We start from the raw sequence: 25,808 nt of genomic DNA on the forward strand, positions 1-25,808 counted from the left end.
AGGGGGAGGCGGCCATGACGGCGACGCAGCACAAGGATCCTGCGGTCCCTGCCGACCCCGGGATGCCCGGGGCGCCGGCCGGGGATGCCGCCGGAGAGGACGTGCCCCTCCTGGAGGAGCTGGCGCAGGCGCTGGCGCAGGTGCGCCGGGGCCGGTTCGACGTCCGGCTGGCCCGGCGCGACGGGCCGGCGAGCGAGGTGGTGGAGCAGTTCAACGAACTGGTGGCCGTGCAGGAGCGGCACAGCCGCGACCTGCTGCGGATCAGCCGGGTCGTCGGCCGCGACGGGCGCATGTCGGAGCGACTGGACGAGGAGTCCTACGACGGCGCGTGGGCGGCCGGCGTCCAGGCCGTGAACGCCCTGATCGACGACCTCGCCGCCCCCACCGCCGAGATCGCCCGGGTGCTCGATGCGGTCGCCGAAGGCGACCTCTCCCAGCACATGGCCCTGGAGATCGAGGGCCGCAGGCTGCGCGGCGAGTTCCGCCGCATCGGCAGCACGGTGAACAGGATGGTCGACCAGCTGTCCTCGTTCGCCGACGAGGTGACCCGGGTGGCCCGGGAGGTGGGCACCGAGGGGAAGCTCGGCGGTCAGGCCGACGTGCGCGGCGTCGCCGGCACCTGGCGGGCGCTCACCGACTCGGTCAACACCATGGCGAGCAACCTGACCAACCAGGTGCGCTCCATCTCCTCGGCGGCCACCGCCATCGCCGAGGGCGACCTCTCCCGCAAGATCACCGTGTCGGCGCGGGGTGAGGTCGCCGAGCTGGCGGAGACGATCAACTCGCTGACCGACACCCTGCGGCTGTTCGCCGACGAGGTGACCCGGGTGGCCCGCGAGGTGGGCACGGAGGGCCGGCTGGGCGGGCAGGCCGTGGTGCCGGACGTGGCCGGCACGTGGAAGAACCTCACCGACGCGGTGAACCTCATGGCCGCCAACCTCACCGGGCAGGTGCGCGGCATCGCACAGGTGGCCACTGCGGTGGCGCGGGGCGACCTGAGCCAGAAGATCGCCGTGGACGCGCGCGGGGAGATCCTGGAGCTGAAGTCGACGGTCAACACGATGGTCGACCAGCTGTCGTCCTTCGCCGACGAGGTCACCCGGGTGGCCCGCGAGGTCGGCATCGAGGGCCAGCTCGGCGGGCAGGCGCAGGTGCCCAACGTCTCGGGCACCTGGCGGGACCTCACCGAGAACGTCAACCAGCTCGCGTCGAACCTGACCGGGCAGGTGCGCAACATCGCCCAGGTGACCACGGCGGTGGCGCGCGGTGACCTGAGCCAGAAGATCACCGTGGACGCGCGCGGGGAGATCCTGGAGCTGAAGTCGACGGTCAACACGATGGTCGACCAGCTGTCCTCGTTCGCCGACGAGGTGACGCGCGTGGCCCGCGAGGTGGGCACGGAGGGCAAACTCGGCGGTCAGGCGCAGGTGCCGAACGTCTCAGGCACCTGGCGCAACCTCACGGACAACGTCAACTACATGGCGTCGAACCTGACCGGCCAGGTGCGCAACATCGCCCAGGTGACGACGGCGGTGGCCCGCGGTGACCTGAGCCAGAAGATCACCGTGGACGCGCGCGGGGAGATCCTGGAACTGAAGTCGACGGTCAACACCATGGTCGACCAGCTGTCGTCCTTCGCCGACGAGGTGACCCGGGTGGCCCGCGAGGTGGGCACCGACGGCAAGCTCGGCGGCCAGGCGCAGGTGCGCGGCGTCGCCGGCACCTGGCGGGACCTCACCGAGAGCGTCAACCAGCTGGCGTTCAACCTGACCGGGCAGGTGCGCAACATCGCCCAGGTGACGACGGCGGTGGCCCGGGGTGACCTGAGCCAGAAGATCACCGTGGACGCCCGCGGGGAGATCCTGGAGCTGAAGTCGACGGTCAACACGATGGTCGACCAGCTGTCCTCGTTCGCCGACGAGGTCACCCGCGTGGCCCGCGAGGTCGGCACCGACGGCAAGCTCGGTGGGCAGGCGAGGGTCAAGGGAGCGGCCGGCACCTGGCGGGACCTCACCGACAGCGTCAACCAGCTCGCGTCGAACCTGACCGGCCAGGTGCGCAACATCGCGCACGTGACGACGGCGGTGGCCCGGGGTGACCTGAGCCAGAAGATCACCGTGGACGCCCGCGGGGAGATCCTGGAACTGAAGTCGACGGTCAACACGATGGTCGACCAGCTGTCCTCCTTCGCCGACGAGGTCACCCGGGTGGCCCGCGAGGTGGGCACCGAGGGCAAGCTCGGCGGCCAGGCGCAGGTGCGGGGTGTCTCGGGCACCTGGCGGGACCTCACCGAGAGCGTCAACCAGCTCGCCGGCACCCTCACCACGCAGCTGCGCGCGATCTCCGCGGTGTCGACCGCGGTCGCGCGCGGTGACCTCACCGAGCAGATCCAGGTCGCCGCCTTCGGCGAGGTGGCGCAGCTCAAGGACACGATCAACCAGATGATCGCGACGTTGCGCGAGACCACCGCGGAGAACGCCGAGCAGGGCTGGCTGGACTCCAACCTCGCCCGCGTCGGGGGGCTGCTGCAGGGCCAGCGCGACCTCGCTGACGTCGGCCGGATGATCATGGAGGAGGTCGCCCCGCTGGTCGGGGCGCAGGTCGGCACCTTCTTCCTGGCGGCCGATCCCGGCGACCTCGTGGAGGCGAGCGCCCCGGCCCGCTGGGTCATGTGCGGCGGCTACGCCGTCCCGGTCGGGGAGTCCGCGCGGGAGTTCCGCTCCGGGGAGGGGCTGGTCGGCCAGGCCGCGCTGAGCAAGCAGAGCATCGTCGTCACCGATCTCCCGGCGGGCTACCTGGACGTGCACTCGGGCACCGGGGCCGTCACACCCGCCGCGGTCGTCGTGCTGCCCATCCTGTTCGAGGGCGAGTCGCTGGGGGTGATCGAGCTGGGCTCCACCACGCCGTTCTCCGGGCTCCACCTCACCTTCCTGGAGCGGCTGGTGGCCACGATCGGCGTGGCGCTGGCGACCATCCAGGCCGGCCGGCGCACCGAGCAGCTGCTCGCGCAGTCCCAGCGGCTGGCCACCGAGCTGCAGGACCAGTCGGCCGAGCTGCAGCGCACCAACGCCGAGCTGGAGGAGAAGGCGCTCCAGCTCTCGGAGCAGAACCGCAACGTCGAGCTCAAGAACATGGAGATCGACGCGGCGCGGCGCGGCGTCGAGGAGAAGGCGCAGCAGCTCACGCTGGCCAACCAGTACAAGTCCGAGTTCCTGGCCAACATGAGCCACGAGCTCCGCACGCCGCTGAACTCGCTGCTGCTGCTGTCCCGGCTGCTCGCGGACAACCAGGACTCGACCCTCACCCCGAAGCAGATCGAGTTCGCCAGCACCATCCACGCGTCCGCGTCGGACCTGCTGCACCTGATCGAGGACATCCTCGACCTCTCCAAGATCGAGGCCGGCCGGGTGGACATCGACCCGGACCCCGTGCTGCTCGCCGAGGTGTGTGCCGACGTGGAGCAGGCTTTCCGTGTGCAGGCCGAGGAGAAGGGCCTCGACCTGCGTGTCGAGGTGGCAGCGGACCTGCCGGCGTCGATCACCACCGATGCCCAGCGGCTGCGGCAGATCCTGCGCAACCTCCTGGCCAACGCCATCAAGTTCACCGCCGCCGGCAGCGTCTGCCTGGAGGTCGGCCCGGCGCCGTCGCGCACGGTCCACGGCGTCCCGTCGCTCGACGGCGCCCGCTCGGTCATCTCCTTCGCGGTGCACGACACCGGCATCGGGATCCCCGGTGACAAGCTGGCGATGATCTTCGAGGCGTTCCAGCAGGCCGACGGCACGACCAGCCGCAAGTACGGCGGCACCGGACTGGGCCTGTCGATCTCCAAGGAGCTGGCCCGGCTCCTGGGCGGCAAGATCGAGGTGTCCTCCGAGCCGGGTGCCGGTTCGGTGTTCACCCTGCTGCTCCCCGATCACGGCCCGGTGGCCACCGCGCCGGCTCCGGCGCAGACCTCCGCCGTCCCGGCCAGGCGCCCGGTCGAGGCGACGCAGGAGGGCGCTGACCGCGGGGCGCCCATCCTGCGGACGACGCCGCGAGCGGCGGTCAGGTCGGCGCCGGAGCTGTCCGGGGCCACGGTGCTCATCGTCGACGACGACGTGCGCAACGTCTTCGCCCTCACCAGCGCGCTCGAGCTGCACGGGCTCGAGGTCCTCTACGCGGACAACGGCCTCGACGGCATCGCCCTGCTGACCGAGCACCCGGAGGTCGCGATCGTGCTGATGGACGCGATGATGCCCGAGCTCGACGGCAACGCGACCACCCGCCGGATCCGTGAACACCCGCAGTGGCAGGACCTGCCGATCGTGTTCCTGACGGCGAAGGCGATGCGCGGTGACCGCGAGTCCAGCCTCGCCGCGGGCGCCACCGACTACGTCACCAAGCCCGTCGACCTCGACGAGCTGCTCGCGATCATGGCGTCGTGGGTGAGCGGCGCCGGGAAGGCGGCCCCCGTGGCCGGGGATCCCGAGTGACCGCGCCGGTCCGGGTCCTGGCGGTCGACGACCGCCGGGAGAACCTGCTGGCTCTGCAGGCGATCCTCGAGGGACTGCCCATCGAGGTCGTGGCCGTGACGAGCGGCGAGGAAGCGCTCAAGCGACTGCTGGTCCACGACTACGCGGTCATCCTCCTCGACGCCCGCATGCCCGGGATGGACGGTTTCGAGACCGCCCGGCACGTCAAGCAGCGGGAGCGGACCCGCCACATCCCGATCCTGTTCCTCACCGCGGCGGACTACGACCCCCACCTGGCCTTCCGCAGCTACCAGGCGGGTGCGGTGGACTACATCACCAAGCCCTTCGATCCGTGGGTGTTGCGCTCGAAGGTCGCGGTGTTCGTCGACCTCCACCTGCTGCACCGCGAACTCGCCGAGCGCGCCGCGGAGCGTGACGCGCTCCGGAAGACCGTGGACCAGGCGATGCAGATCCTCGACGGCGCCGAGCCTGCGGACGCCGCCACCTCTGCACTCGTGGACCGCCTGCACGGTGTTCTCGGCTCGGTGCGCCGCGACCCGCCCTGGTAGCCGTTGCCCGAGGAGGTCCTCCGGCTCGGCCGAGCTCGCGCCGCCACCGCTCGGCGCCCGTCCCGCGTGCCGGGATGAGCGCCGCGGCGACTCACTCCACCAGAGGAGAAGGTCACGCCGATCCACAGGTGATCCCGCTAGGCTCGCCCATCGCGACGGCGCCGGATGGTGGAGGCAAGTGATGGTCGAGCCGGTGGAGACGGCACAGCCCGCTGCCGCGGCTGTCCGTCGGCCGCGCGGACGCGCCAGCGACAGCGCCGCCACCCGCCGGCTGATCGTCGAGGCCGCCGCCGCGCTGTTCAGCGAGCGGGGCTACGCGACCGCCTCGCTGAGCGACATCGTCTCCGGCACGGGCATGACCAAGGGCGCGGTCTACTGGCACTTCCCGTCCAAGGAGGAGATCGCCCTCGACATCGTCCGCACCATGTACGCCAGCTGGCCGCCCATGCTCGGTGCGGTCATGGCCGCCCACGACGACGCGCTGGACGCGCTCGTGGCCGTCACCTACAAGGCCGCGGACCAGTTCACCAACGACCTCACGACGCAGGCGGCCAAGCGGCTGCTGGCCGAGCTGCCCCCCGACGCCCTGGCCAAGCTCCCGCAGCCCTACGTCGGGTGGCAGGGGGCGCTGCAGGCGCTGATCACCCAGGGGCAGCAGCGCGGCCAGATCAACGCCGCGGTCGACCCCGAGGGGACGGCCCAGGCCATCGTGGCCAGCTTCTTCGGCATGCAGCAGGTCTCCTGGGAGCTGACCGGGCGCCGGGACCTGCTCAACCGGCTGGAGAACTTCTGGAAGCTGGTGCTCCCTCAGCTGCGCCCGGCCGCCCGCACCGCGCTGGGCACGGACGAGGAGACGTCGGCGTAGGACCGCACGGTTCCGCGGGCCACCGCGCCGGCCGGCTGGGCCAGCACGACCTCGATACCGCCGTCCGCCACGCGCCGGGTCGCCACCGTGGTGTCGTGCCCGAGTTCGGCGAACCGGTCGAAGCGGAGGTCGAAGCCCCACGGGAAGGCCTCCTCGCCGAGCAGCGGGCGAGCGGCCCGCAGCGCACCGTCGATGAGCAGCATGCCGGGCAGGTGGTCGACCGCGTGGTCGAAGAACGTGGGATGCCGGGAGTCGACGGGAAGCAGTGCGGCGGGGTCGGGGGGCTCGGCAGACGTCCGGGGCAGGGGGATGGCCGGGGCGGCAGCCGCCGGAGGCCGCACCCGGGCGTACACCTCCGGCGGGAGGCAGCGGTAGGCCGCGCGGGCGGTGGCGATCCGCACCGCTCCGGACCACGCCTCGATGTCCAGCGAGGCCCCGGCCACGGCGCCGGCACGGCGCCCGGCGTCGATCCGGACCACCAGGACGACGGTGCCGTCCTGGTCCGGGCCGGGGCGGGGACCGGGGTGCAGGTACTCGGCCGAGATGCTCTCGAACACGAAGTGCGAGCCGAGCGGAACGCCGAGGTGCTCGTGGCTGAGGTAGATGCCGCCCTGGCGCAGCGTCTCGACGAAGAGCAGGGGATCGGGGTCCCGGTCCGGCTCCGGCTGGAAGAGCGGGTGGCGGCGCGGCCACTGGGCGGCCAGCGCCACCAGGTCGTCGGCGAGCGGCCGGAGGTCGGTGATCAGCACCTCGGCCAGGGCCGCCTTGTGCACCAGGCGCCGGTCGACGGTGCGCCAGGTGCTCAGCAGCCCGGCCAGCGCGGCCGCGTCGTCGGCGGACACCAGGCCGCCCCGCGGGCGGCCAGCGTCCGGTGCGGGCGAGGCCGGCACGGGTCACCTCCACGTCGAAGCCGCCGCACCGCCGGGGCGACGGGAGGCGTCGCGACCGATGGTGCCGGTCAGTCCTTCGCGGAGGCGGTGACCACGCCGTGCCGGCGTGCCGTCCGTGCCGCCGTGGGCGCTGCCGCGTACCCGTTGCGCAGCCGGGAGCGGGCGGCGAGCGCACCGGCGCGGTCCATGGTGATCGAGCGCAGCACGTCGTCGAAGGGCGTCTCCACCACGTAGTGGGTGCCGTCGACGAGGTGCAGCACGGTGTCGCCGTGGTGCTCGATGCGCTCGATGTGGTCGGGATCGACGGAGAAGTGCTCACCGTTGCGGCAGGTCACAGCGATCACGGGAGCCCTCCTTTCTCCCTCGGCGGGGCAGTGGGCCGGCGATGGTGCCGGTCCGGCTCCTCGGTCATCGGCGCGCGGCCGTGCGAGCTGTAGCACCGCGCGCCCTTTCGGGTGACGCGGCCGCCCGGCTCCCCGCGTCAGAACCCGAAGAGGAGCCCGAGCCCGCCCACGGTGAACAGCACCATGACGACGACCAGGGGGAGCTGGTCGGACGCGCGGGCGTGCCGTTCGGAGCGCAGCGCCCGCTCGTGCGCGAGCGTCACGCCGGCCACGTGGCCGGCCACCACCCCGCCGACCTGCACGTAGGCGATGGTGTCCGGGTCGACCGCCCTCAGGTCGACGACGTCGTCGTACGTGCCGAACAGGTCGACGCCGGCAACACCGAAGGGGTTGCTGGCGAGGATCCACGTCGTCTGGCCGTCGAGCACCAGCAGGCTGAAGTAGTGGGCGATCGTGTAGCCCAGCGCGATCGGGACGACCGTGGCGGCGTAGCGGCGCGGCTGCACCCGGAGCGGCTGACCCGCCAGACGGCCGGAGAGCCACGTGCCCAGCAGGTACAGCACGGCCACCAGGGCCACCATCGCGACCAGGCCGAGAGTGCCCGACAGGGCGTCGTTCGCCGCGCCGGGACCGGTCTGCCACCAGGCGGTGCGCGACAGCCCGTCGAACGCCGTGGAACCCAGCAGCACGACGACGACGGCCGCCAGCCCCGGCGTCTCCGGCGTCGCGGTGGCGGTCGCCAGCGGGTTGCGGAGCACCAGCCGGCCGTCGGCACGCCGCGCCCAGAGGGAGAGGCGGGCGATGAGCGTGGAGTAGACCTCGAAGCCGTCGCCGCGGGCGAACCAGCCCTCCCCGAACCACAGCGCGAGGCCGGTGTGCACGACCGCCCAGCCGATCAGGAACGCGGCGACGGTGCCCGGTTCGGCCCGGTCGGGGTAGACGAGCTCGAACCAGAGGAAGACCAGCAGCGACGCGGCCGCGGGCCACAGCCCCAGCGCCGGCAGCCGGGCCGCACCCGGGGCCGCGGGAGCCGCTGCCCGCAGAAGGCGGTGCAGCAGCCGCAGCGGGTTCGCCACCCGCCAGACCGGACCGAGCAGGAGGCCGGCCGGCACCAGGCCGACCCAGAACGTCACGTACAGCGCCCAGGGGGCGAGGTTCCGCGAGGTCTCCCCGGGCCCGGCGAGCGCCGCCGCGGTCACCAGGACGAGCAGCGCCAGGGCCACCGCCTGCAGTGCCCGGCGGAGGACGGGGCTGTCCACCGTCGCCTGCACCGCGGCCGGCAGCGGTCTGCCCGAGCCCGGCCCGCCGAGCTTCGGTGTGCGCCAGAACAGCAGGAGCGCCGCGAAGCTGATCAGGATCGCCGCGCCGGCGCCGTAGAGCGCCAGGCCGAGCGGGATCGGCAGGTCGGTCCGTGACCCGACCCCGTGGGCGAGCAGGTTCACGGGGCGGTGCCGCGGGGTGCTCCGCCGTCGCGGAACGCCGCGAGCCCGATCACGAGACCTGCAGCGTCAGCAGCACCGTCCCGGCGTCGTGCAGCTCCAGCTCGAACACCCCGGGGACGGTGGCGTCGAACCGGACCTCCGCCGGTTGCCCGGGGGGCAGGTCGGCGGTGAGGTCGTAGCCGTGCAGGTGCAGCTCGTCGGGGGCGTCGCTGGTGACGACCAGGGTGACCGGCTCGCCGAGCGGGACGGGCACCCGGCCGGTGTCCCCGGTGACCTGGCCAGCGGCGACCTGCACCTCGATCCGCTGCCCGGCCTCCTCCGCCGGCGCCGCGGGGCTCGCGGTCGCCGCGTCCTCGGCGGGCTGCGAGCGATCGGCCGGCGTCGAGGCCGCGGTGCTCTCCGCCGCGGGGGCGTCGGTGCCCGCGCAGCCGGCCAGGGCGAGGGGGACCAGGGCGGCCACGAGCAGCCGTCGGGCGGTCACCGGCCCACCGCGCTGCTGGTGGCCCCCTCGCGCCTGTCCGCTGCCCCGTCGGCGAACGGGTCCGCTGCGCCCGCCCGGCGGGCGTACCGGCCGACCCCCCACGAGATGGCGGCGATCAGGGCCAGCGTGCAGGCCAGGACCACGAGGTTGGAGATCGTCCACAGGCTGCCCTCGGCGTCCTTGAGCTCGCGCTGGAGGATGTCGACCTCCGGGATGGCCGAGCGGGTCATCCCGTCCTCGGCCGGGACCTCGTCCTCGCCGATCGCCTCGTCCTGCGGCAGGTAGATCGGCACCGCGGTGAGCACGCGGCCGTCGTGGACCCGCAGCAGCGTCTTCCACGTGCCGTGCAGCGGCACCGGCTCGGTGGTCCGGTAGGCGCCCTCGCCGGTCTGCTCCAGCTGGGTGACGACCAGGCCGTCGCCCTGCCACGAGGTGATCTGGACCCACGCCGGGTCGTCGGCGAAGTCGGCGGGGTCGAGCTGGACGGTGACGTTCGCGGTGCGCGGGTCGGCCTGCACGTCCTCGATGCCGAAGGTGGCCTCGAGGTCGTCGGGCACGGTCGCCGTCAGCCCGTTCGCGGCAGCGGCGGCCAGGACGACCAGCGAGCCGACGACGACGGTCCGCGCGATCGCGGGACGGGGCAGCCGACGGCGCAGCCCGGAGGCGAGCAGCGCGCCCAGCAGACCGCCGGCGACGCCGCCGGCGATGGCCATGAGCGTGCCCTCGACCAGGATGTCGCTGTTCCAGGACAGCGTCTGGGTGAACTGGGTCCAGCCCCACTCGGCGGCGTGCCCGACCGTGCCGATCAGCACCCCGGCGACCGCACCGAAGACCAGCGGACGGCGGGTGAGCGGCACCGCGAAGGCCAGCAGCTCGATGATGATCGCCGAGCCCAGGTAGAGCGGGAACGACGGCGTGATCTCGCCGAAGGCCGGGCCGACGATCAGCGCGATGCCCCCGCGGATGACGAGGAAGAAGGCGACCGCGGCGAGCGCGCCGCCGCGGCCCATGAACAGGCGGGCGGACACGAGCGCGATGCCGGCGGCGGCGGCGATCATCAGCGGCTCGAGCACCAGGCGGAACTGCGGGACGTCGAAGTCGTACTCGCCCTGGAACACCGACATGCCCAGCAGCAGGCCGCCCATCGCCGAGGCCTGGCGGAGAAAGCGGGCGGTGCGGCCGACCTTCCGGTCGCCGTCGTCGGTGGAGAGGCCGCCGTGGCCCTCCTGCTCCAGGAGCAGCAGGCCGACGATGGACAGGCCGGCGCCGCCGATGAGCATCAGGTGGGTGGGGCCCCAGAGGGTGACGTCCTGGCCGAACATCCGGTGCCAGACGTCGTCGAGCGGGAAGCCGAGCAGGGCGTAGAAGCCGGCGGCGGTCAGGATGATGCCGCCCACCGGGACGTCCCAGCCGCGCAGGAACCGGACCGCCGACGGGCCCGGCTTCTCGTCCAGGGGCATCGAGCAGGCGAGCACGCCGCCGGCGAAGACGCCGAAGAGGCCGAAGAGGATGAGGAAGTGCGCGGGGTTGGCCAGCGGCCCCTCGTCGCGGCCGACGCCGATGTGCAGCGCGATGTCCCAGAGCATGCCGAGCAGCGCGGTCAGCAGCGAGACCGTCGTCAGGACGGTCGGCAGCGCCACCCAGGCCGGGACGCCGGTGGCCGACCCGAGCCGGTCGCCGATCCGCGTCAGGACCGTCGAGCGCCGGCTGCGGTGCAGGTACACGAGGGCGAGCAGGGCCACGGTGAGCCCGAGGCCGATCGCGGTGGCGAGGAGGACCTCGCCGATGGCGGCGCCCCCAGCGGGGCGGGTGTCTGCGGCCAGTGGCATGGCACTCCCTCGGGGCATGGGGCTATGGAACACCCAGCACGGTGACATCGACAACTGATACATAGAACGAGCGGCTTACCGTGTGGTGACGACGGGAAGGAGGAGTGGGTGAGCGCACCGGAGATGGACCCCCCAGGCGCGACGGCCGATCGGCAGCTGACCGTCGACGAGCTCGCGGCCCGGGTCGGCGTCACCGTCCGCAACGTGCGCGCCTACTCGGCGCGGGGCCTGCTCCCGCCGCCGCGCATGGTCGGCCGCACCGGCTACTACGGCCGGCAGCACGTCGCCCGGCTGCTGCTCGTCCGGGAGATGCTGGCCGAGGGCTACTCGCTGGCGATGATCGAGCGGACGCTGGCCAGCGCTCCGCCCACGGCCAGCTCGGCCACCCTGGCGCTGCACCGTGCGCTGCTGGCGCCGTGGCTGCCGCCCGAGCCGGAGATCACCACCGGGGCGGAGCTGGCCGCGCGGGCCGGGGTGCCCGAGCAGCCGGAGGTGGTCGACCAGCTGGTCGAGCTCGGCCTGGTGGAGCGGCTCGACGACGGCCGGCTGCGGGTGATCGACCCGGCCCTGCTCATGGCCGGGCTGCAGGTGGTCGGGCTCGGGGTGCCCCCCGCCGCGCTGATCACCGCGCAGGCGGAGGTCAACGAGCACGTGCGGGCCATCGCCCGCACCTACGTGCAGATGTTCGTCGACACCGGCTGGCGGGACTTCGTCGAGGCAGGAGCACCGCGCGAGCGGCTCGACGAGATCCTGGCCACGGTCACCCGGCTGCAGCCGGTGGCTGCCCAGGCGATGCTCGCGGCGTTCCGCACCGAGATGGCGGGCGAGGTGGAGGCGGCGGTGGAGACCGCGCTCAGTCAGCTCGAGGAGGAGTAGGCGGGTCGCCGTCCGGCAGCGCCTCCCGCTCCTTGCCCTGGCGGGCGGCCTCCTCGCCGGCCTCCCGCGCGCTGAGCCGCCGGTCCCGCACCACCGCCCCGGCGACGAGGGCGACGAGGATCGCGGCGGGCACGAAGAAGCCGACGGTCCCGATGAGGCTCAGGCCGTCCATGGCGGCGACGTCGTAGCCAGGCATCCGTCCATGTGACACCGCCCGATGACACGGTGTCAAACCGACGGACGTGCGCCGGGCGCCTCAGTCGCTGTCGCGGCCCTCGCGCCAGTAGCCCATGAAGGCCACCGACCGCCGGTCCACGCCGACGTCCTGCACGAGGTGCCGGCGCAGCCCCTTGACCACGCCGGCCTCGCCCGCGAGCCAGGCATAGACGCCCGAGGAGCCGGGCACGGTGGCGCCGTCGGGCACCTCCCAGAGGATCTCCGAGTCGACGTCGACGTCCGCGAGGTCGGCGGCGGGGGAGGGGGCGAGCCGGTCCCCGAGGTCGTCCACCGCGGCGACGACCGCGGCGGTGAGCAGCGCGCCACGGCGGGCGGGGGCCACGCCGTCGCCGGCCGACCGCGGCAGCCAGGTGATCCGGACCCCCCGGGGCGCGGCCACGTTCAGGGCGTCGGCGGCGGTCGGCACCTCGAGCAGGACGCGGGCCTGCGTCCCCTCGGGCAGGCTCTCGACGATCGCGCAGACGGCCGGGACGGCGGTCTCGTCCCCCGCCACGAGCAGGCAGGAGGCGTCGGCGGGCGGGTGCCACTCGAACCCGCCCGTGGGGCCGGCGAAGCGGGCGTTCGGCCCGACGAGCACGACCTCGTCCCCGGCAGCGGCGCTCTCGGCCCATGCCGACGCCGGTCCCGTCGCGCCGTGCAGGACGAAGTCGACGTCGACCTCGAGCTGCTCGGGCCGGACCGCGCGGACGGTGTAGGTGCGGATGGGCATCTGCCGCTCCGGCGGGAGTGCCCGCCAGGCGCCGTACCAGTCGTCGCCCGCCGGGCAGTCGACGATGCCGCGCCCGGCCAGCGGCAACATCACCTTGATCCGCTGGTCCCAGCCGTTGGAGGCGAAGACGTCCAGCTCGGGGCCGGTGAAGGTGACCCGCAGGAAGCTCGGGCTCAGCCGCTGCACGCGCGCCACCCGCACCGGGAAGGTGCGGTACGCGGGGATCTGCGCGGTCTCGACGGTCACGGCTGCTCCCGGCTCGGGCAGGTGCAGACCGTCTCTCGACTTAGGCTAGCCTCACCTGGCTTCCGGCAGTCTTGCACACGACTGCCGCATGCATCCAGCCCTCCGTGCCACCGATGTGCGCCCACCCTCGAAGGAGAACGGATGACGACGCGCGTCCTGCGGTCGGCCGCTCTGGCCCTCGCCGCCACCCTGTCCCTGACGGCATGCGGGGGAGCGACGAGCCGGAGGGGTCGGCCCAGACCTCCGCCGCGGCCGACGCGGCGTTCCCCCGCACCGTGGAGCACGCCATGGGGAGCACCGAGATCCCGGCGGAGCCCGAGCGCGTCGTCGTCCTCGACACCGGTGAGCTCGACTCGGCCCTCGCCCTCGGCGTGACGCCGGTGGGCGCGGTCACCACGGACGTCTCCGAGCAGTTCCTCAGCTACCTCGCCGAGGACGCCGAGGGCATCGACGTCGTCGGCACCATCGCCGAGCCCGACCTCGAGGCGATCGCCGCGCTGCAGCCGGACCTCATCCTGTCGAACTCGGTCCGGCACGAGGACATCTACGACCAGCTGGCGCAGATCGCGCCGACGGTGTTCGCCGCGGACCTCGGCGACACCTGGAAGGAGAACTTCCTGCTCGACGCCGAGGCGCTCGGCAAGGAGGAGGAGGCCGAGGAGCTGCTCGGCGACTACGAGCAGCAGGCCGCCGAGCTGGGGGAGGCGATCGGCGACGCCGGGGCGACGACGATCAGCCCGCTGCGCTTCGTCGGTGGCCCCATCCGCGCCTACCAGCCGCAGTCCTTCATCGGCACGGTGCTGGCCGACATCGGGCTGGACCTGGTCGAGCTGCCCGGGGGAGAGGGGGCCACCTTCGCCGAGCTCGGCGAGGAGCAGCTCACCCAGGCGAACGGCGACGTCGTCCTGTACTCGTCCTACGGATCGGCCGACGAGTCCGGCGAGGCCGCCGTGGTCGCCGGCCCGCTGTGGTCGCGACTCCCCGCCGTGCAGAACGGGCGCGCCTACGCCGTCGACGACGACGTCTTCTACACCGGGATCGGGCTGCGCGCGGCCACCCTCCAGCTGGAGCAGCTGCGCGACCTGCTGCTCTGAGCCACGGGACGTGCGAGGCCCCCTCTCCCGACGGCGGGAGAGGGGTCCTCGTACGTCAGGTCAGGCGGGCGTCTCGGTGGAGATCTGCGCGGCCAGGTACTGCGGCGCACCCACGCGCTCGATCGCGGCCAGCTGGGCCTCGAACCAGTCGGCGTGCTTCTCCTCGTCGAGGACCATCTCCTCGAAGACCGAGGCGGTGCCGTGGTCGCCCAGCTCGTGGCACTCCTTGGCAGAGGCGTTGAACTGCGCGACGGCGGCCTTCTCGCTGTCGAGGGCGAGCACCAGCATCTCCTCGGCGCTCTCGCCGACGCGGATGGCGCCCAGGCGCTGCACGTTCGGGTGCCCGTCGAAGAGCAGCACCCGCTGGATCAGGGCGTCGGCGTCTCGCATCTCATCGATGGAGAGGTCGTAGAAGACCTTGCCGAGCTTCGGCAGCCCCCACGCGTCGAGCATGCGCGCGTTCAGGAAGTAGGTGTTGGTGACGGTGAGCTCGAAGGTCAGCGCGTCATTGAGTAGTTCGACCACACGGGGGCTAACGGGCTGCACCTGCGACTCCCAGTTCTCGCTCGGCCGGGCGCTCGGTGGTGCGCTCGACGCGGACCGGGCAATGCTTGCACACAAGGTCGCGCAGCGAGCTGATGCAGTTGCCGCACGTACGGCCGGCACCCGTCTCGCGCGCCACGTCGGCGACGCATCTCGCCCCGTTGGCGATGGACTCGAGGATGTCGCGGTCGGTCACCACGTTGCAGTGGCACACGTACACGGTCGCTCGCCTAACGCCGGGGCCGGGGGTCGTGCTGCCTCGGCCGGTGCCGGAGCAACAGGCGGAGGTTAGCCTGGCCTAACCGTTTGCGCCAGCAGTGCAGGTCAGGGCCGCGCCCGCAGCCTCACGCGGCCCGTGTCCTCCCGACGGTCACCCCTGATCGGCGCCCGGCTGTTCCTGGAGGACCTCGGGGACACCCGCATCAGCCCGATGGACCCGACGGTGTCGATCATCGAGCGGGTCGTGAACGAGGTGCGGGCCACGATCGTCCACACCCACTCGCGAAGAGTGCGGTGTCGGGATCGTCGTCGACGACCAGGACGTGCAGAGCACCGTCCACGGATCCGGCTCCCGTCGATCGGGTCCCCCGGTGGAGCCGGGGCGGGGACGGGTGTCCCCGCGGTGGTCGACGGCCGGACGGACCGCAGTCATGAGCCGGGGTGCCGGCGTCTCACCTCTCCGGGTGGTACCGCACGTCCGGGCGACACCACGGGGGCTCAAGCTGTGCTTTCCCCGTGCCGATCACCCGCTCAGGTGACGGAGGACCCCGGTTCCGCTGCGCCGACCAGATCGCATCGTGAGGAGGAGACGCCGTGCCGGAACAGTCCGTGCTCGTCGTCGAGGACACCGAGGAGATCCGCGAGCTCGTGACCACGGTCCTCGAGCGCGCAGGGTTCGCCGTCCGTGCCGTCGGGACCGGTGGCGAGGCGCTCGAGGAGGTGCGGCGCGACCCGCCGGACCTCATCGTGCTCGATCTCGGTCTCCCGGACGCCGACGGCACCGAGGTGTGCCGCCAGATCCGCGCGGAGACGGCCTGCTACGTCCTGATGCTCACCGCCCGCGCGGAGGAGGTCGACCTGCTGATCGGCCTGGCGGTCGGTGCCGACGGCTACATGGCCAAGCCGTTCTCCCCCCGCGAGCTGGCCGCGCGCGTCCAGGCCATGCTGCGCTTCCCCCGGGTGGCGGCACCGGCAGCGCCCGCCGCCGCGGCGGAGGCCGAGTCGGTTCGCCGGCTGGCCGAGCTCGAGGTGGACGAGGACAGCCGTGAGGTCCGGGTGGACGGCGAGGTCGTCGACCTCACCCGCACCGAGTTCGACCTGCTCGCCGCGCTCGCGTCCCGGCCGGGCCGGGTGCTGCAGCGGGAGACGCTGCTGCGCGAGGTCTGGCAGACCGACTGGGAGGGCAACCTCCGCCTGGTCGAGGCGCACATGTCCAACCTGCGCCGCAAGCTGGTCGCCGCGGGCCTGAACTCGCCGGAGATCAAGACCGTGCGCGGGGTCGGCTACCGCCTGGTCGCCGCCTGACGGACGACCCCGGAACGACGGTGGGCCTCCGCATCCGCGGGGGCCCTTCGCCGTGTCAGGCGCCGGCCAGCGCCCGCAGTTCCTGGACCCGGTGGTGGGCGACGATGCCGCGGCGGGCGTCGGCGGCGATGGCCTGGCAGACGGAGGCGACGTCGGGGTGCCCCAGCTGACCGCTCGTGCCGGCCAGCACGTCCGCCGCCGCGACGACGGCCCGGGCGTTGCCGAACCGGGTCGCGCCCTCGATGGCCCCTAACCGGGCGGGCAGCGCCTGGACGTACATGTCGCGCAGCCGGTCGGCGAGGTCGGCCTCGACGTCTGCGTCGTGCAGGTCGTCGACCTCGAGAACCGGCGCGGGCCGTCCCTGCACACCGGCCCCCGTGGCGCGGTCGTGCAGGAAGTTCAGCAGGACCTGAGGACCGACGGGCTTGATCAGGCAGGCCTCGACGCCGGCGGCCGCGCATTCCTCGCGGACCTCGGCGGAGCTGTCCTGGGTGATGACGACGAAGCGGGCGCGGCTTCCGCGGCGGCGCATCCGGTGGAGCATCGCCGTGCCGCTGCAGTCCGGCATCGCCACGTCGGTGACCACCAGGTCGGGGTCGCTCGAGACGCTCTGCCGGAGGGCCTCGGCGGCGCCGGCGGCCTCGCGCACCTCCCAGCCCCCGAGGCGGAGGAGGCCGGCGATCTGGGTACGGGCCTCGGTCTCGTCGTCGACGACCAGCGCGGTCAGCATTTCGGGCCCTCGTAGCCGACGGATCGGGCCGTCCAGCCGTAGCTGGTCAGCGTGGTGACGGTGAAGGCCGGCGAGGACGCCAGCGTGGCGGCGTCGAGGGTGACGAGCACCTCCTTGGTCGAGGCGCCGACCTTCGCGACGACCGACGACGACCCATCGGAGAGGTGGACGCGCACGTGGTAGCCGGACACCCCACGCGAGCCGCTGTACTGCCACTCGACGACCACGGTGTCCTCCGCCGGCATGCAGGAGACCAGGAGCGCCTCAACCTGGGTCGGCGGCTGCACCGTCAGGGTGTCGAGGGTCACCGTGGGCAGTGCGGCGGTGTCGGAGAAGCTGGCGGAGGCGGAGATGCCGCTGCCCACCACCACGGTCACCGCCAGGCCGAGCACGGTGAGGAGGCGCCGGCTGCTGTTCATGCCTGGTCCTCCGTCTTCTCGTCGCTGCCGGCCGCGTCGTCCTCGCGAGGACGCCAGATGGTCATGAGCAGCCAGGTGGCCAGCAGGAACGGTGCTCCGTAGACCAGGAGGTGGCTGAGCCCGGGGGTGCGGAGCAGGGTCACGAGGTGGCCGAGCTCGGGGACCACCATGCGCACCTGGTAGGCGGTGTCGCCCTCCAGCTGGGCCGTCCAGGGGTCGAGCGCCTCGTTGGCGTCGCCCTTGGTGCGCACCTGCACGCGGCCCTCCGGCGTGTGCTCCACCGAGATGACGCGGTGGGTCACGAGGCTGCCGTCGCCGATGGGCATGTGGTAGGCGAGGACCATGCCCTCGGTGACGTCCTCGACGGCGATCGCGGTGACGACGGTGATGTCACCGGACTCGATGTCCGGAGCCATGCTGTCGGTCAGCATGGTCATGGTGCGGTAGCCGAGTACGTGCGGTCCGACGGCCAGCAGGAGGAACACCAGGACGGCGGCTCCCATGACTCCGCGGACCAGCCACGGGGCCGTGCGGCCCAGGATCTGGCGGGCCCGGTCGGCGCGGCGGCCGGCCGTGGAGCGCTCGTCCCCGGCCGGGGGCAGCGGAGCTGCCCCCGGGCGGCGGACGGGGAGGACGGTGGTCATGGGGTTGTCTCCGGGTGGTCGTCAGGCCGCGATCAGCGAGCGGTGCCGGTGCGCTGGGTGCCGGTGAAGGTGAGCGACAGCGCGGCGGACTTCCCCTGGAAGGTGTTGTCGGCCGTGGTGGGCAGGGAGATCGTGTAGGCCAGGTGGTCGGTGCCCTGGGCGGCGAGGGCGGCCGAGCCGGCGAGGTCCACGTTGGCCAGCACCGGGCCGGAGCCGAGGAGCTTCTCGCCGCTGGCACAGGTGTAGGTGTTGCCGGACTGGGTCCAGGCGACGGCGCAGGAGCGGAGGCTCTTCTGCAGGCCGTTGACGGCGTCGGTGGTCAGGACGCTGGAGGCGGTGACGCTGGCGCCCATGGTGATGCTGCCGAAGGACAGGTCGCCGTCGTTGGCGAGGGTGACGGCGCGGGTCATGCTGTCGCCGGGGACGAAGCCGGAGACGGTCAGCGGGAGGGTGCCGACCTGGGTGGCGGTGATGGAGAGCGTGCCGCTGTCGATGGTGGCGTTCACCGGGGTGGTGCTGTCGGTGAAGGTGCCGAAGGTGGCCAGGCCGGCGACGGCGGCTGCGGCGCCGATGACGCCGAGGGAGCCGATGACCTTGCGGGCGGTGGTGCGGTTCTCGGTGGTCGTGGTGCTCATGTCCGGTCGCTCCTGTGTCCGTGGGTGGCACCGGCGTCTCCGGTGGCACCTAGGACTGTGGAGGGGTAACCGCAGGTCACCCGCCAGCGATCCGCAAGGAATCCGCAAGGAATCAAGCCCCTTCCCGCAGCGCGGGTGCCCCGCACCGTGTGCGGGCCTGCTCCCGCGCGGGACACGCCGCGCTCCCGCCCCGTGACCGGGGTGGCGGTCGCGTTGCGCAGGGGCGGCATCCGGGCGGTCCGGCTCAGGACACCGCGGGCAGCGGCAGGGTCATGGTGAAGGTGGTGCCCTCACCCTCGGCACTGACGAGGTCCAGCGAGCCGCCGTGGGCGGTGGTGATCGCCTTCGTGATCGTCAGCCCGAGGCCGACGCCCGGCACGGCGTTGCGCCGGGCGGTCGAGGACCGGAAGAACCGGGTGAAGAGTTCGCCCTGCTCGCCGGCGGGGATGCCCATGCCGGTGTCGGCCACCGACAGCAGCGCGACGGGGACGGCGCCGGGGCGCTCGGCGTCCACCACGGTGCGGTCCTCGGCCTGCCAGGCCCGGCGCACGGTGAGCCGCACCTGGCCGCCGCCCGGCGTGAACTTGACCGCGTTGGAAACCAGGTTGTCGCACGCCTGGCCGAGCCGGACGGCGTCGCCGGAGACGACGAGCCCGTCGGCCGGCACGTCCACGACGATGTCCACCCCGGCGTTGGCGGCGGACACGCGAGCGGTCTCCTCCGCGGCCCACACCACGGCGGCGAGGTCGACGTCGGCGGGCTGCAGCGTGAACCGGCCGCTCTCCACCTGGGCCGTGAACAGCAGGTCGCCGACCAGACGGAGCAGTCGCTGGGCGTTGCGCTCCACGGTGGACAGGTACTGACGCTGCTCGTCGGTCAGCGGCTGGTCCTCGTCGTCCATGACCAGCTCGAGGTAGCCCAGGATCGAGCTGAGCGGCGTCCGCAGCTCGTGGCTGATGAGGCTCACGAACTGGTCCTTCATGCGTTCGGTGGCCCGGGTCTCGGTCATGTCGGTGCCGACGAAGTTCCAGCCGGCGTGCACCCCGCGGTCGTCCGACCGCGGGGTGACGGCGACGGAGACGGTGCGCTCGGTGCCGTCGGCGGCCACGTAGGTCCAGTCACGGACGTCGCTGCCGGACTCGCCCGCGACCTGCACCAGGGCGGCCAGCGGCGTGGGGGCACCGCTGGTCTCGGCGGCGACCGCCAGTTCCTCGGGCTGGTGGAAGTCGAGGATCGAGCGCTTGCGCACCACGTCGGGCCGCAGCAGCCCGAGCATCCGTTCGGCACCGGGGTTCCAGACCCGGATGGTGCCGTCGCGGTCGGTGCCGATGATGGACTGCTGGGTGACCGCGTCGATGACGCTGGTCATGGTCTGGGCGCGCGCGGCCAGGATGCGGGAGGCGGTGTCGAGCTCGTCGGCCCGGCTGCGGACCTGTTCCAGCAGCGCCGCCTGCTCCCGCTGCAGCCGGGTGATGTCGCCGGCCTGGGCGCGGAGGCGGCGGTGGTTCTCGTGCACCGCGAGGCTGCCGACCGCGACGACCAGCGGGGCGAGGGCCAGGGCCGCGGGCAGCGGCGCCGCGCCGCCGAAGGTGTCGCCCACCACGGCCGGGACGAGGAGCACCGCTTGGGCGCCGGCCACCGCGACGGGCACGCCGGCGCGGGTGCGGTGGGTGGCGAGCGCCCACGACGGGCCGGCGAGCAGGAGCAGCACCGACGCCGACGCCGTGCCGGCGTAGAGGGCGGCGACGCCGGCCAGTTGGGCGATCGGCAGGCCGAGAGCGGCCACGGTCGAGGCCGACCGCCGGGCGAACCAGGCGCCCGCCGTGGCCGCGAGGGCGGCGGTCAGGCCGGCGTAGGCGAGCGGAGCGTCCACGACCGGGACGACGCCGAGCAGGAGCAGGGCCGCGCCGGCCGCGAAGCCGACGGTGCTGGGGACCGGCCCGGAGGCGGCGGCCTGCCACGTGCGGTCGTCGGGGAGTCGTCGCCGGATCGGCTCGGTGGCGGGGCGGTCCAGGACGGCGAGGCTCACGCCGGCACCCCGACGGTCAGCGCCTTCACCTGGTGCACCAGGCCGGCGACGGTGAACGGCTTGGCCAGGTAGGCGTCGGCGCCGGCGGACAGCCCGCGGGCGACCTCGTCGAGGGAGGCACCCGCCGACAGCAGGAGGATGCGGATGCCGGCGGTCCCGGGGTGTGCACGCAGTTCGGCGCAGACCTCCAGCCCGGTCGAACCCGGCATCGACACGTCGAGCACCGCCAGGTCGGGCAACTCGTCGCGAGCGGCGGCCAGCGCGAGCGCGCCGTCCGGGACGGAGGCGATCACGTCGCATCCGGCCTTGCGCACGGCCAGGCACACCAGAGCGCGGATGTCGTCCTCGTCGTCGGCCACCAGGACCCGGAAGGCACCGGGGGAGGGCAGGGGCGAGTCCACGAGGGGCTCCCGTCGCTCGTGGCGCGACCGCGGGGGCGGTCACGGCCGGCTGGCTTCGTCCCCAGCAGGAACGGCGCGCCGGGACGGACCCTGCAGCCCGCGTCGGGAGGGCTCACCCGTCGGGGGGAGGCCCCCGGACAGCACTGCGCCCCGCCGGGCGGACCGGCGGGGCGCAGTGGCTGTGCAGCGGGTGTGCAGACCCGCGGATGTCAACTGGAGGACTGGCTCTGCACGGTCTCCTTGGACTGCTGGGCCTGGCCCTGCACGTCCTGGGCCGCGGACTGGCCCTCCTGCTTCACGGTCTCGGCCGCGTCCTGTGCGGTGGCCTTCACCTCTTCCACCGCCTGCTGGGCGGCCGGCTTGAGCTGGTCGCCGATCTCCTGGGCGGCCTGCTTGGCCGGCGCGAGCAGCGTGTCCTTGTTCTCCCGCAGGGCCGTCTCGGCCTGCTGGGCGAGCTGCTGCTCCTTCTGCGAAGCGGGCAGCAGGCTGGACACGAGCCAGCCGACCCCGAAGGCGATCATCCCGGCCGCGAGGGGGTTGCCCTGGGTCTGGCGGATCACCTGGTCGGGCGCCTGCTGGACGGCGCCCACGGCGTTGTTCGCCGCGGACTGCACGCTGTCGGCCGCGTTGGAGGCGGCACCCTGCACGGAACCGGCCGCGTTGGAGGCCATGCCGTGCGCCTGGGACGAGGTGCCGTGGGCGGTGCCCATCACCTTGTCCTTGAGGCCACCGATCCGGCCCTTGGCCGCGGTCACCCGCCGGTCCATGACGCGGGACGGGTTGACCTTCTCGTTGAGGGCGTCGACGTCGTAGCTGAGCTCGCGCCGCGTGTCCTCGATCTGTCGCCGGATGACGTCCGGGTCACTGCTGGTCATGTCTATCGGCTCCTGCCGTGTCGAGATAAGTCAGCGGTCGGGGGTCAGTGGGGCTTGAGGGCGCCGGGCACCTGCTGCAGCGTGTCGACGGTCCGCTCGGGCTTCGGGTTCACCTGCTGGAACTTCTTCTTCCCCATCAGGCCGGCGACTGCGCCGACGACGCCCCAGAGGACGGCGACGATCAGGCTGGCCCACCCGGTGGGGATGGCGCTGGCCAGCGCCCACATCAGGGCGAGGGAGAGGAACAGCGCCACCATGTAGCCGGCGAACCCGGCCAGACCGAACAGCCCGGCGCCCGTGCCGGCCTTCTTCGCCTCGGCCTTCATCTCGACCTTGGCGAGCTCGAGCTCCTGGCGCATCAGCGTGGACAGGTCCTTGCTGACCTCGCCGATCAGCTGGCCGACCGAGGTGCCCTCGACGTCGGGCCGGCCGGAGGCGGTCGTCGGCGTGCCCAGGTCACCGCTGTGCTGGCCCTGGGAGTAGTCGGCCGCGTAGTTCTGCGCAGCCGGCTCGCCGTACTCCTGCGATGTCCCCGCGGCGGTGGCCCCGGTGTACGGAGAGCTCATGTCAGCCCACCTCACCAGGCCGGCGAGCCGGGTCGTCCCAGCCCGCGGGCGTGGTCGGCGGGACCATGCTGCCGCTCGGCGGAACCGTGCCGTACGGCGGCGGGGGCAGCGGTGCGCCGGTGCCCGTCGTCGTGCCGGTGGTGGCGCTCGAGTAGTCGGAGTAGGTGGGGGTCGGGTCCACGTAGTTCGTGGTGCCCCCGTAGGTGCCGGTGGTCCCGTAGGTACCGGTGCCCGTGGTGCCGGAGTCGTTGTGCGCGGCCTTGACGCCGCTGGTCAGCCGACCGGCGAGCACACCCGCGGCGGCGGCACCGAGCAGGAACAGCCCGGGCTTGCGGCGGGCGAAGGAACGAACCTCGTCCAGCAGCTGGGCCGGCTCGCGGTTCTGCAGCTTGTCGGCGAAGCCCTCGACCATGCCCGAGGCCTGCTGGAGCAGGTCGCGAGCGGGGCCAGGAGCACCTTCGCTGGTGCCGTCGGCGAGGCTGCGGAGCTCCTGGGCCAGCGAGGTCAGCCCGGTCGCAGCCTTCTGCTGCTGGCTGACCGCCTGGTCCTTGAGCTGGGCGCGACCCTGGTCGAGCAGGTCCTTGGCCTGGCGCTGGGTCTCGCCCACCACCTGCTTGGCCTGGTCGCCGGCGGTCGCAGCCACCTGGCTGCCGGCCTGCGCCGCGGTCTGCCCGACGTTGCGGGCCTCGTCCTTGGCCGTGTCGGCCTTCGTCTGGCCGGACGTGGAACTGGGGGAGTGGGCGCCCGTGTCGGCGGGAGCCGGCGGGGGGAACGGGGTGTCGATGGAGTGAGTCATCGGTCCTCCTCGGCATGCATCGTGGTCGGTGGAGGCGCTACCCCAGCGGCATCGCGGCACACATCCGACCGGTTCCTGACCTGGCCGGAGAGCCGCTCTGTCAGCGGGCCAGCGCCGCTGTTCTCGGGCGGCAGAGCTGACGAAGTCCACCCGGCGCATCCGTGCGGTCCGGGGCGGGATCGGGGGGGGGACAGGGAAGTGCAGCGCCGTGCGCTGCGCCGTCCTTCTGCCGCTCGGCTAGAGCGCCGTTCCTCGCGGAGGGTCAGGTACCCCGCCAACAGGTGGTGCGAAACCGGAATGATCAGTTCGGCCAGGAAAAGCGCGGCACGCGGCGCTCGGTGAATGCCCGCACGCCCTCGGCCAGCTCGCCTGCGGCGATGGTCTCCCGGTACCGGGACGCGGCGACCGCCTCGCCGTCGTCACCGAGGGTGAGTGCGGCGACGACCTCCTTGGTGGCCCGCTGGGTGAGGGCCGAACGGGAGGCCAGCACGTCGGCGAAGCGCCGCACCTCCTCCTCCAGGCCGTCGGCCTCCACCACCTGGTCGACCAGCCCGGTGCGCAGTGCCGTCGGGGCGTCCAGCAGTTCCCCGCTGTAGAGCAGGTACTTGGTCGTGGCCGGACCGACGAGGTCGAGCAGTGCCCGGGTGGAGGACGGCGTGTAGACGATGCCGACCTTCGCCGGCGTCACCCCGAACACCGCCGTCGGGTCGGCGAACCGCAGGTCGCAGCAGGTGGCCAGCTCGACGCCGCCGCCGATGCAGTGCCCCCGCACCATCGCCAGCGTCGGCTTGGGGAAGTCGCGCAGCGCCGCCTGGGCGGCGAGGTTGTGCCGTCGGACGTCGGCCATCGGGTCGGCCGGGTCGTCACCGCGCAGCAGGTCGGTGATGTCGGCGCCGGCGCAGAAGCTGGGTCCCTCGCCGGTGACGACGAGCACGCGGACGGAGGCGTCGGCGGCCAGCGGTGCGAGCACGCCGGGCAGGGCGGCCCACATGCCGACGGTCATCGCGTTGCGCTTCTCCGGGCGGTCGATGGTCAGCGTGGCCACCTGCCCGTCCCGGGTGACCCGGAGGTTGGTGGCCCCCGTGCAGGGGCCCGACGCGAGCGTGCGAGTGGTGGGGGGCATGGGGGTCCTTCTGTCAGCCGAGGTCGTCCGTGGCGAAGGTGTCGCAGGCACGCGGGTCACCGGTCTCGTACCCGGTCCGGAACCAGAGCTGGCGCTGCTCGGAGGAGCCGTGGGTGAAGGCGTCCTGATCGACGGTCCCACCGCCCAGGTTCTCCTGGATGAAGTCGTCGCCGATGCGGCCGGCGGCGTCGAGGGCCCGGTTGATGTCGTCCTCGGTGATCTCGGCGATCAGCGGCTGACCGGAGTCGTCGGGCACGGTCTCGGCGTGGTCGGCCCACGCCCCGGCGTAGCAGTCGGCCTGCAGCTCCAGGCGCACCGTGCCGCTGGCCGGACCGGTCTCGCCCGGGGTGACCTGCCGGTTGGTGCCCAGCAGGTTCTGGACGTGGTGGGCGTACTCGTGGGCGATGATGTAGGCGTTGACGAACAGCCCGCCCTGCGCGCCGAACTGCTGCTCCAGCTGGTCGAAGAAGCTGAGGTCGATGTACACGAGCTGGTCCGCAGGGCAGTAGAACGGGCCCGACCCGCTGGTCGCACCGCCGCAGCTGGTCTGCACCGAACCGGAGAAGAACACCGTCTGCGTGGGGACGTACCGCTCCCCGAGCGTGCGGCTCCAGAAGTCCTGGACCGACTCGATGTCGGCCACGACGGCGCACTCGACGGACTCGTTGGCGTCCGCCCCCGTGCGGCAGTTCTGCTCGAGCCGCGCGTTGTCGGTGGTCTGCCCCTCGCCGAGCCCGGACAGGGTGCCGAGCCCCGGGCCCGCGCCCTCGCCGCCGCCCCCCAGCACCTGGATGAGCACCACCACGACGAGCCCGACGAGACCGAGCCCGCCACCGCCGACCGCCACGCCACGGCGGCCCCCGAACCCGCCGCCGCCCCGCACGTCCCGCACGTTGGACGTGTCGAGGCTGCCGCCCTCGCTGTACCGCATGCCCGGTGTTCCTCCCGTCGATCAGCCGCCCGAACCGTGCCACCGGTCCCGGGGGGCCGCGACTCGGGTCGTCGAGCCGGGCGGCCGCCGCCGTCCTAGATTCGGGGCATGCCGCTGGAGGGTGAGTACGAGCCGAGTCCGCAGCAGTGGGTCCGCGACCAGGTGGAGCGCTACGAGGCCACGGGCGGCCGGGAGGCCAACACCCTGCGGGACACCGGCCTGCCGGTCGTCATCTTCAGCACCCGCGGCGCGAAGAGCGGGAAGGTGCGCAAGCAGCCGCTGATGCGGGTCGAGCACGAGGGCGTCTACGCCATGGTCGGCTCCCAGGGCGGTGCGCCGACGGACCCGGCCTGGGTGGCCAACCTGCGCGCCCGTCCCGACCAGGTCACCGTGCAGGACGGGCCGGAGCCGTGGGACGGCGTCGCCAGGGAGATCTCCGGCGAGGAGCGCGCCCGGTGGTGGGAGCGCGCAGTGGCGGCCTACCCGCCCTACGCCGAGTACCAGCAGAAGACCGACCGGCGGATCCCGGTCTTCCTCGTCGAGCGGCGCGGCTGACGGC

27 protein-coding genes are annotated in these 25,808 nt (G+C 73.2%); 7 read left to right on the forward strand and 20 right to left on the reverse strand.

Annotation, left to right across the window (positions count from 1 at the left end; translation table 11 throughout):
- Positions 1-14: 14 nt before the first annotated feature.
- The 3 genes from C5507_RS11375 (at position 15) to C5507_RS11385 (ending at position 5,885) form a co-directional block, all read left to right on the forward strand.
- Positions 15-4,472, forward strand: a complete 4,458-nt coding sequence (locus C5507_RS11375) for a HAMP domain-containing protein (protein ID WP_170107058.1) — start codon at positions 15-17, stop codon at positions 4,470-4,472.
- Entirely contained in the window at positions 4,469-5,020 is a 552-nt protein-coding gene (locus tag C5507_RS11380) for a response regulator (RefSeq protein ID WP_104528642.1), read from the forward strand. The genes C5507_RS11375 and C5507_RS11380 overlap by 4 nt, the downstream gene beginning before the upstream one ends.
- Before the next feature lie 181 nt (positions 5,021-5,201).
- Positions 5,202-5,885: a ScbR family autoregulator-binding transcription factor gene (locus tag C5507_RS11385; RefSeq protein WP_104528643.1), complete on the forward strand. Its 684-nt coding sequence runs from the start codon at positions 5,202-5,204 to the stop codon at positions 5,883-5,885.
- Here the strand turns inward: C5507_RS11385 and C5507_RS11390 are convergent.
- The 5 genes from C5507_RS11390 to C5507_RS11410 all read right to left on the reverse strand — a co-directional run bounded on the left by C5507_RS11390 (position 5,828) and on the right by C5507_RS11410 (position 10,871).
- Complete coding sequence (locus C5507_RS11390) at positions 5,828-6,727, reverse strand: ScbA/BarX family gamma-butyrolactone biosynthesis protein (protein ID WP_158657581.1); 900 nt, start codon at positions 6,725-6,727, stop codon at positions 5,828-5,830. The two genes, C5507_RS11385 and C5507_RS11390, sit on opposite strands and share 58 nt — an antisense overlap.
- Positions 6,728-6,843: 116 nt before the next feature.
- Positions 6,844-7,119 (reverse strand): flagellar FlbD family protein, encoded by a 276-nt coding sequence (locus tag C5507_RS11395; RefSeq protein WP_158657582.1) that lies wholly within the window; start codon positions 7,117-7,119, stop codon positions 6,844-6,846.
- Positions 7,120-7,256: 137 nt separating this feature from the next.
- Positions 7,257-8,561, reverse strand: coding sequence for a hypothetical protein (locus C5507_RS11400; RefSeq protein ID WP_104528645.1), 1,305 nt, complete (start codon positions 8,559-8,561; stop codon positions 7,257-7,259).
- A gap of 49 nt (positions 8,562-8,610) precedes the next feature.
- Positions 8,611-9,042, reverse strand: a complete 432-nt coding sequence (locus tag C5507_RS11405) for a cupredoxin domain-containing protein (protein WP_104528646.1) — start codon at positions 9,040-9,042, stop codon at positions 8,611-8,613.
- Positions 9,039-10,871 (reverse strand): hypothetical protein, encoded by a 1,833-nt coding sequence (locus C5507_RS11410; RefSeq protein ID WP_104528647.1) that lies wholly within the window; start codon positions 10,869-10,871, stop codon positions 9,039-9,041. Before C5507_RS11410 ends, C5507_RS11405 begins: the two co-directional genes overlap by 4 nt.
- Positions 10,872-10,979: 108 nt before the next feature.
- Here C5507_RS11410 and C5507_RS11415 point away from each other — a divergent pair, with 108 nt between their 5' ends.
- Entirely contained in the window at positions 10,980-11,747 is a 768-nt protein-coding gene (locus C5507_RS11415; protein ID WP_207225625.1) for a MerR family transcriptional regulator, read from the forward strand.
- Here the strand turns inward: C5507_RS11415 and C5507_RS11420 are convergent.
- Together C5507_RS11420 and C5507_RS11425 are read right to left on the reverse strand one after the other, a co-directional pair.
- Positions 11,725-11,943, reverse strand: coding sequence for a hypothetical protein (locus C5507_RS11420; protein ID WP_104528648.1), 219 nt, complete (start codon positions 11,941-11,943; stop codon positions 11,725-11,727). The genes C5507_RS11415 and C5507_RS11420 overlap by 23 nt on opposite strands.
- A 60-nt stretch (positions 11,944-12,003) precedes the next feature.
- Positions 12,004-12,939, reverse strand: a complete 936-nt coding sequence (locus tag C5507_RS11425; protein WP_104528649.1) for a siderophore-interacting protein — start codon at positions 12,937-12,939, stop codon at positions 12,004-12,006.
- A 203-nt stretch (positions 12,940-13,142) separates the two neighbouring features.
- On the opposite strand from C5507_RS11425, the gene C5507_RS11430 reads away from it, so the two are divergent.
- A complete protein-coding gene (locus C5507_RS11430) occupies positions 13,143-14,033 on the forward strand; it encodes an ABC transporter substrate-binding protein (protein WP_207225626.1) in 891 nt (296 codons plus the stop codon).
- Positions 14,034-14,093: 60 nt separating this feature from the next.
- Here C5507_RS11430 and bfr read toward each other — a convergent pair whose 3' ends face one another.
- Together bfr and C5507_RS23500 are read right to left on the reverse strand one after the other, a co-directional pair.
- A complete protein-coding gene (bfr, locus tag C5507_RS11435; protein WP_104528650.1) occupies positions 14,094-14,579 on the reverse strand; it encodes a bacterioferritin in 486 nt (161 codons plus the stop codon).
- A complete protein-coding gene (locus tag C5507_RS23500) occupies positions 14,566-14,796 on the reverse strand; it encodes a (2Fe-2S)-binding protein (RefSeq protein ID WP_104528651.1) in 231 nt (76 codons plus the stop codon). Before C5507_RS23500 ends, bfr begins: the two co-directional genes overlap by 14 nt.
- Before the next feature lie 593 nt (positions 14,797-15,389).
- On the opposite strand from C5507_RS23500, the gene C5507_RS11450 reads away from it, so the two are divergent.
- Positions 15,390-16,100, forward strand: coding sequence for a response regulator transcription factor (locus tag C5507_RS11450; RefSeq protein ID WP_104528653.1), 711 nt, complete (start codon positions 15,390-15,392; stop codon positions 16,098-16,100).
- Positions 16,101-16,155: 55 nt separating this feature from the next.
- Here the strand turns inward: C5507_RS11450 and C5507_RS11455 are convergent, their stop codons facing one another.
- The 11 genes from C5507_RS11455 to ypfJ all read right to left on the reverse strand — a co-directional run bounded on the left by C5507_RS11455 (position 16,156) and on the right by ypfJ (position 25,249).
- Complete coding sequence (locus C5507_RS11455; RefSeq protein ID WP_104528654.1) at positions 16,156-16,830, reverse strand: response regulator; 675 nt, start codon at positions 16,828-16,830, stop codon at positions 16,156-16,158.
- Positions 16,824-17,249, reverse strand: coding sequence for a hypothetical protein (locus tag C5507_RS11460; protein ID WP_104528655.1), 426 nt, complete (start codon positions 17,247-17,249; stop codon positions 16,824-16,826). Before C5507_RS11460 ends, C5507_RS11455 begins: the two co-directional genes overlap by 7 nt.
- Complete coding sequence (locus tag C5507_RS11465; protein WP_104528656.1) at positions 17,246-17,893, reverse strand: signal peptidase I; 648 nt, start codon at positions 17,891-17,893, stop codon at positions 17,246-17,248. The genes C5507_RS11460 and C5507_RS11465 overlap by 4 nt, the downstream gene beginning before the upstream one ends.
- A gap of 32 nt (positions 17,894-17,925) precedes the next feature.
- Positions 17,926-18,528: a TasA family protein gene (locus tag C5507_RS11470; protein WP_104528657.1), complete on the reverse strand. Its 603-nt coding sequence runs from the start codon at positions 18,526-18,528 to the stop codon at positions 17,926-17,928.
- Between the two features lie 244 nt (positions 18,529-18,772).
- On the reverse strand, positions 18,773-20,557 hold the full coding sequence (locus C5507_RS11475; RefSeq protein WP_104528658.1) for a sensor histidine kinase: 1,785 nt from the start codon (positions 20,555-20,557) through the stop codon (positions 18,773-18,775).
- On the reverse strand, positions 20,554-20,958 hold the full coding sequence (locus C5507_RS11480; RefSeq protein WP_242610907.1) for a response regulator transcription factor: 405 nt from the start codon (positions 20,956-20,958) through the stop codon (positions 20,554-20,556). Before C5507_RS11480 ends, C5507_RS11475 begins: the two co-directional genes overlap by 4 nt.
- 209 nt (positions 20,959-21,167) lie before the next feature.
- Positions 21,168-21,833, reverse strand: a complete 666-nt coding sequence (locus C5507_RS11485; RefSeq protein WP_104528659.1) for a DUF3618 domain-containing protein — start codon at positions 21,831-21,833, stop codon at positions 21,168-21,170.
- Between the two features lie 44 nt (positions 21,834-21,877).
- Entirely contained in the window at positions 21,878-22,399 is a 522-nt protein-coding gene (locus C5507_RS11490) for a phage holin family protein (RefSeq protein WP_104528660.1), read from the reverse strand.
- Position 22,400: 1 nt separating this feature from the next.
- On the reverse strand, positions 22,401-23,195 hold the full coding sequence (locus C5507_RS11495; protein ID WP_104528661.1) for a hypothetical protein: 795 nt from the start codon (positions 23,193-23,195) through the stop codon (positions 22,401-22,403).
- Between the two features lie 301 nt (positions 23,196-23,496).
- Positions 23,497-24,318, reverse strand: coding sequence for an enoyl-CoA hydratase/isomerase family protein (locus C5507_RS11500; RefSeq protein ID WP_104528662.1), 822 nt, complete (start codon positions 24,316-24,318; stop codon positions 23,497-23,499).
- A gap of 13 nt (positions 24,319-24,331) precedes the next feature.
- Positions 24,332-25,249, reverse strand: coding sequence for a KPN_02809 family neutral zinc metallopeptidase (gene ypfJ / locus C5507_RS11505; RefSeq protein WP_104528663.1), 918 nt, complete (start codon positions 25,247-25,249; stop codon positions 24,332-24,334).
- Positions 25,250-25,357: 108 nt separating this feature from the next.
- On the opposite strand from ypfJ, the gene C5507_RS11510 reads away from it, so the two are divergent.
- Positions 25,358-25,804: a nitroreductase family deazaflavin-dependent oxidoreductase gene (locus C5507_RS11510; RefSeq protein WP_104528664.1), complete on the forward strand. Its 447-nt coding sequence runs from the start codon at positions 25,358-25,360 to the stop codon at positions 25,802-25,804.
- Positions 25,805-25,808 lie beyond the last annotated feature (4 nt).

The sequence above is a fragment of the Blastococcus saxobsidens genome, from assembly GCF_002938435.1.
Taxonomy (GTDB): domain Bacteria; phylum Actinomycetota; class Actinomycetes; order Mycobacteriales; family Geodermatophilaceae; genus Blastococcus; species Blastococcus saxobsidens.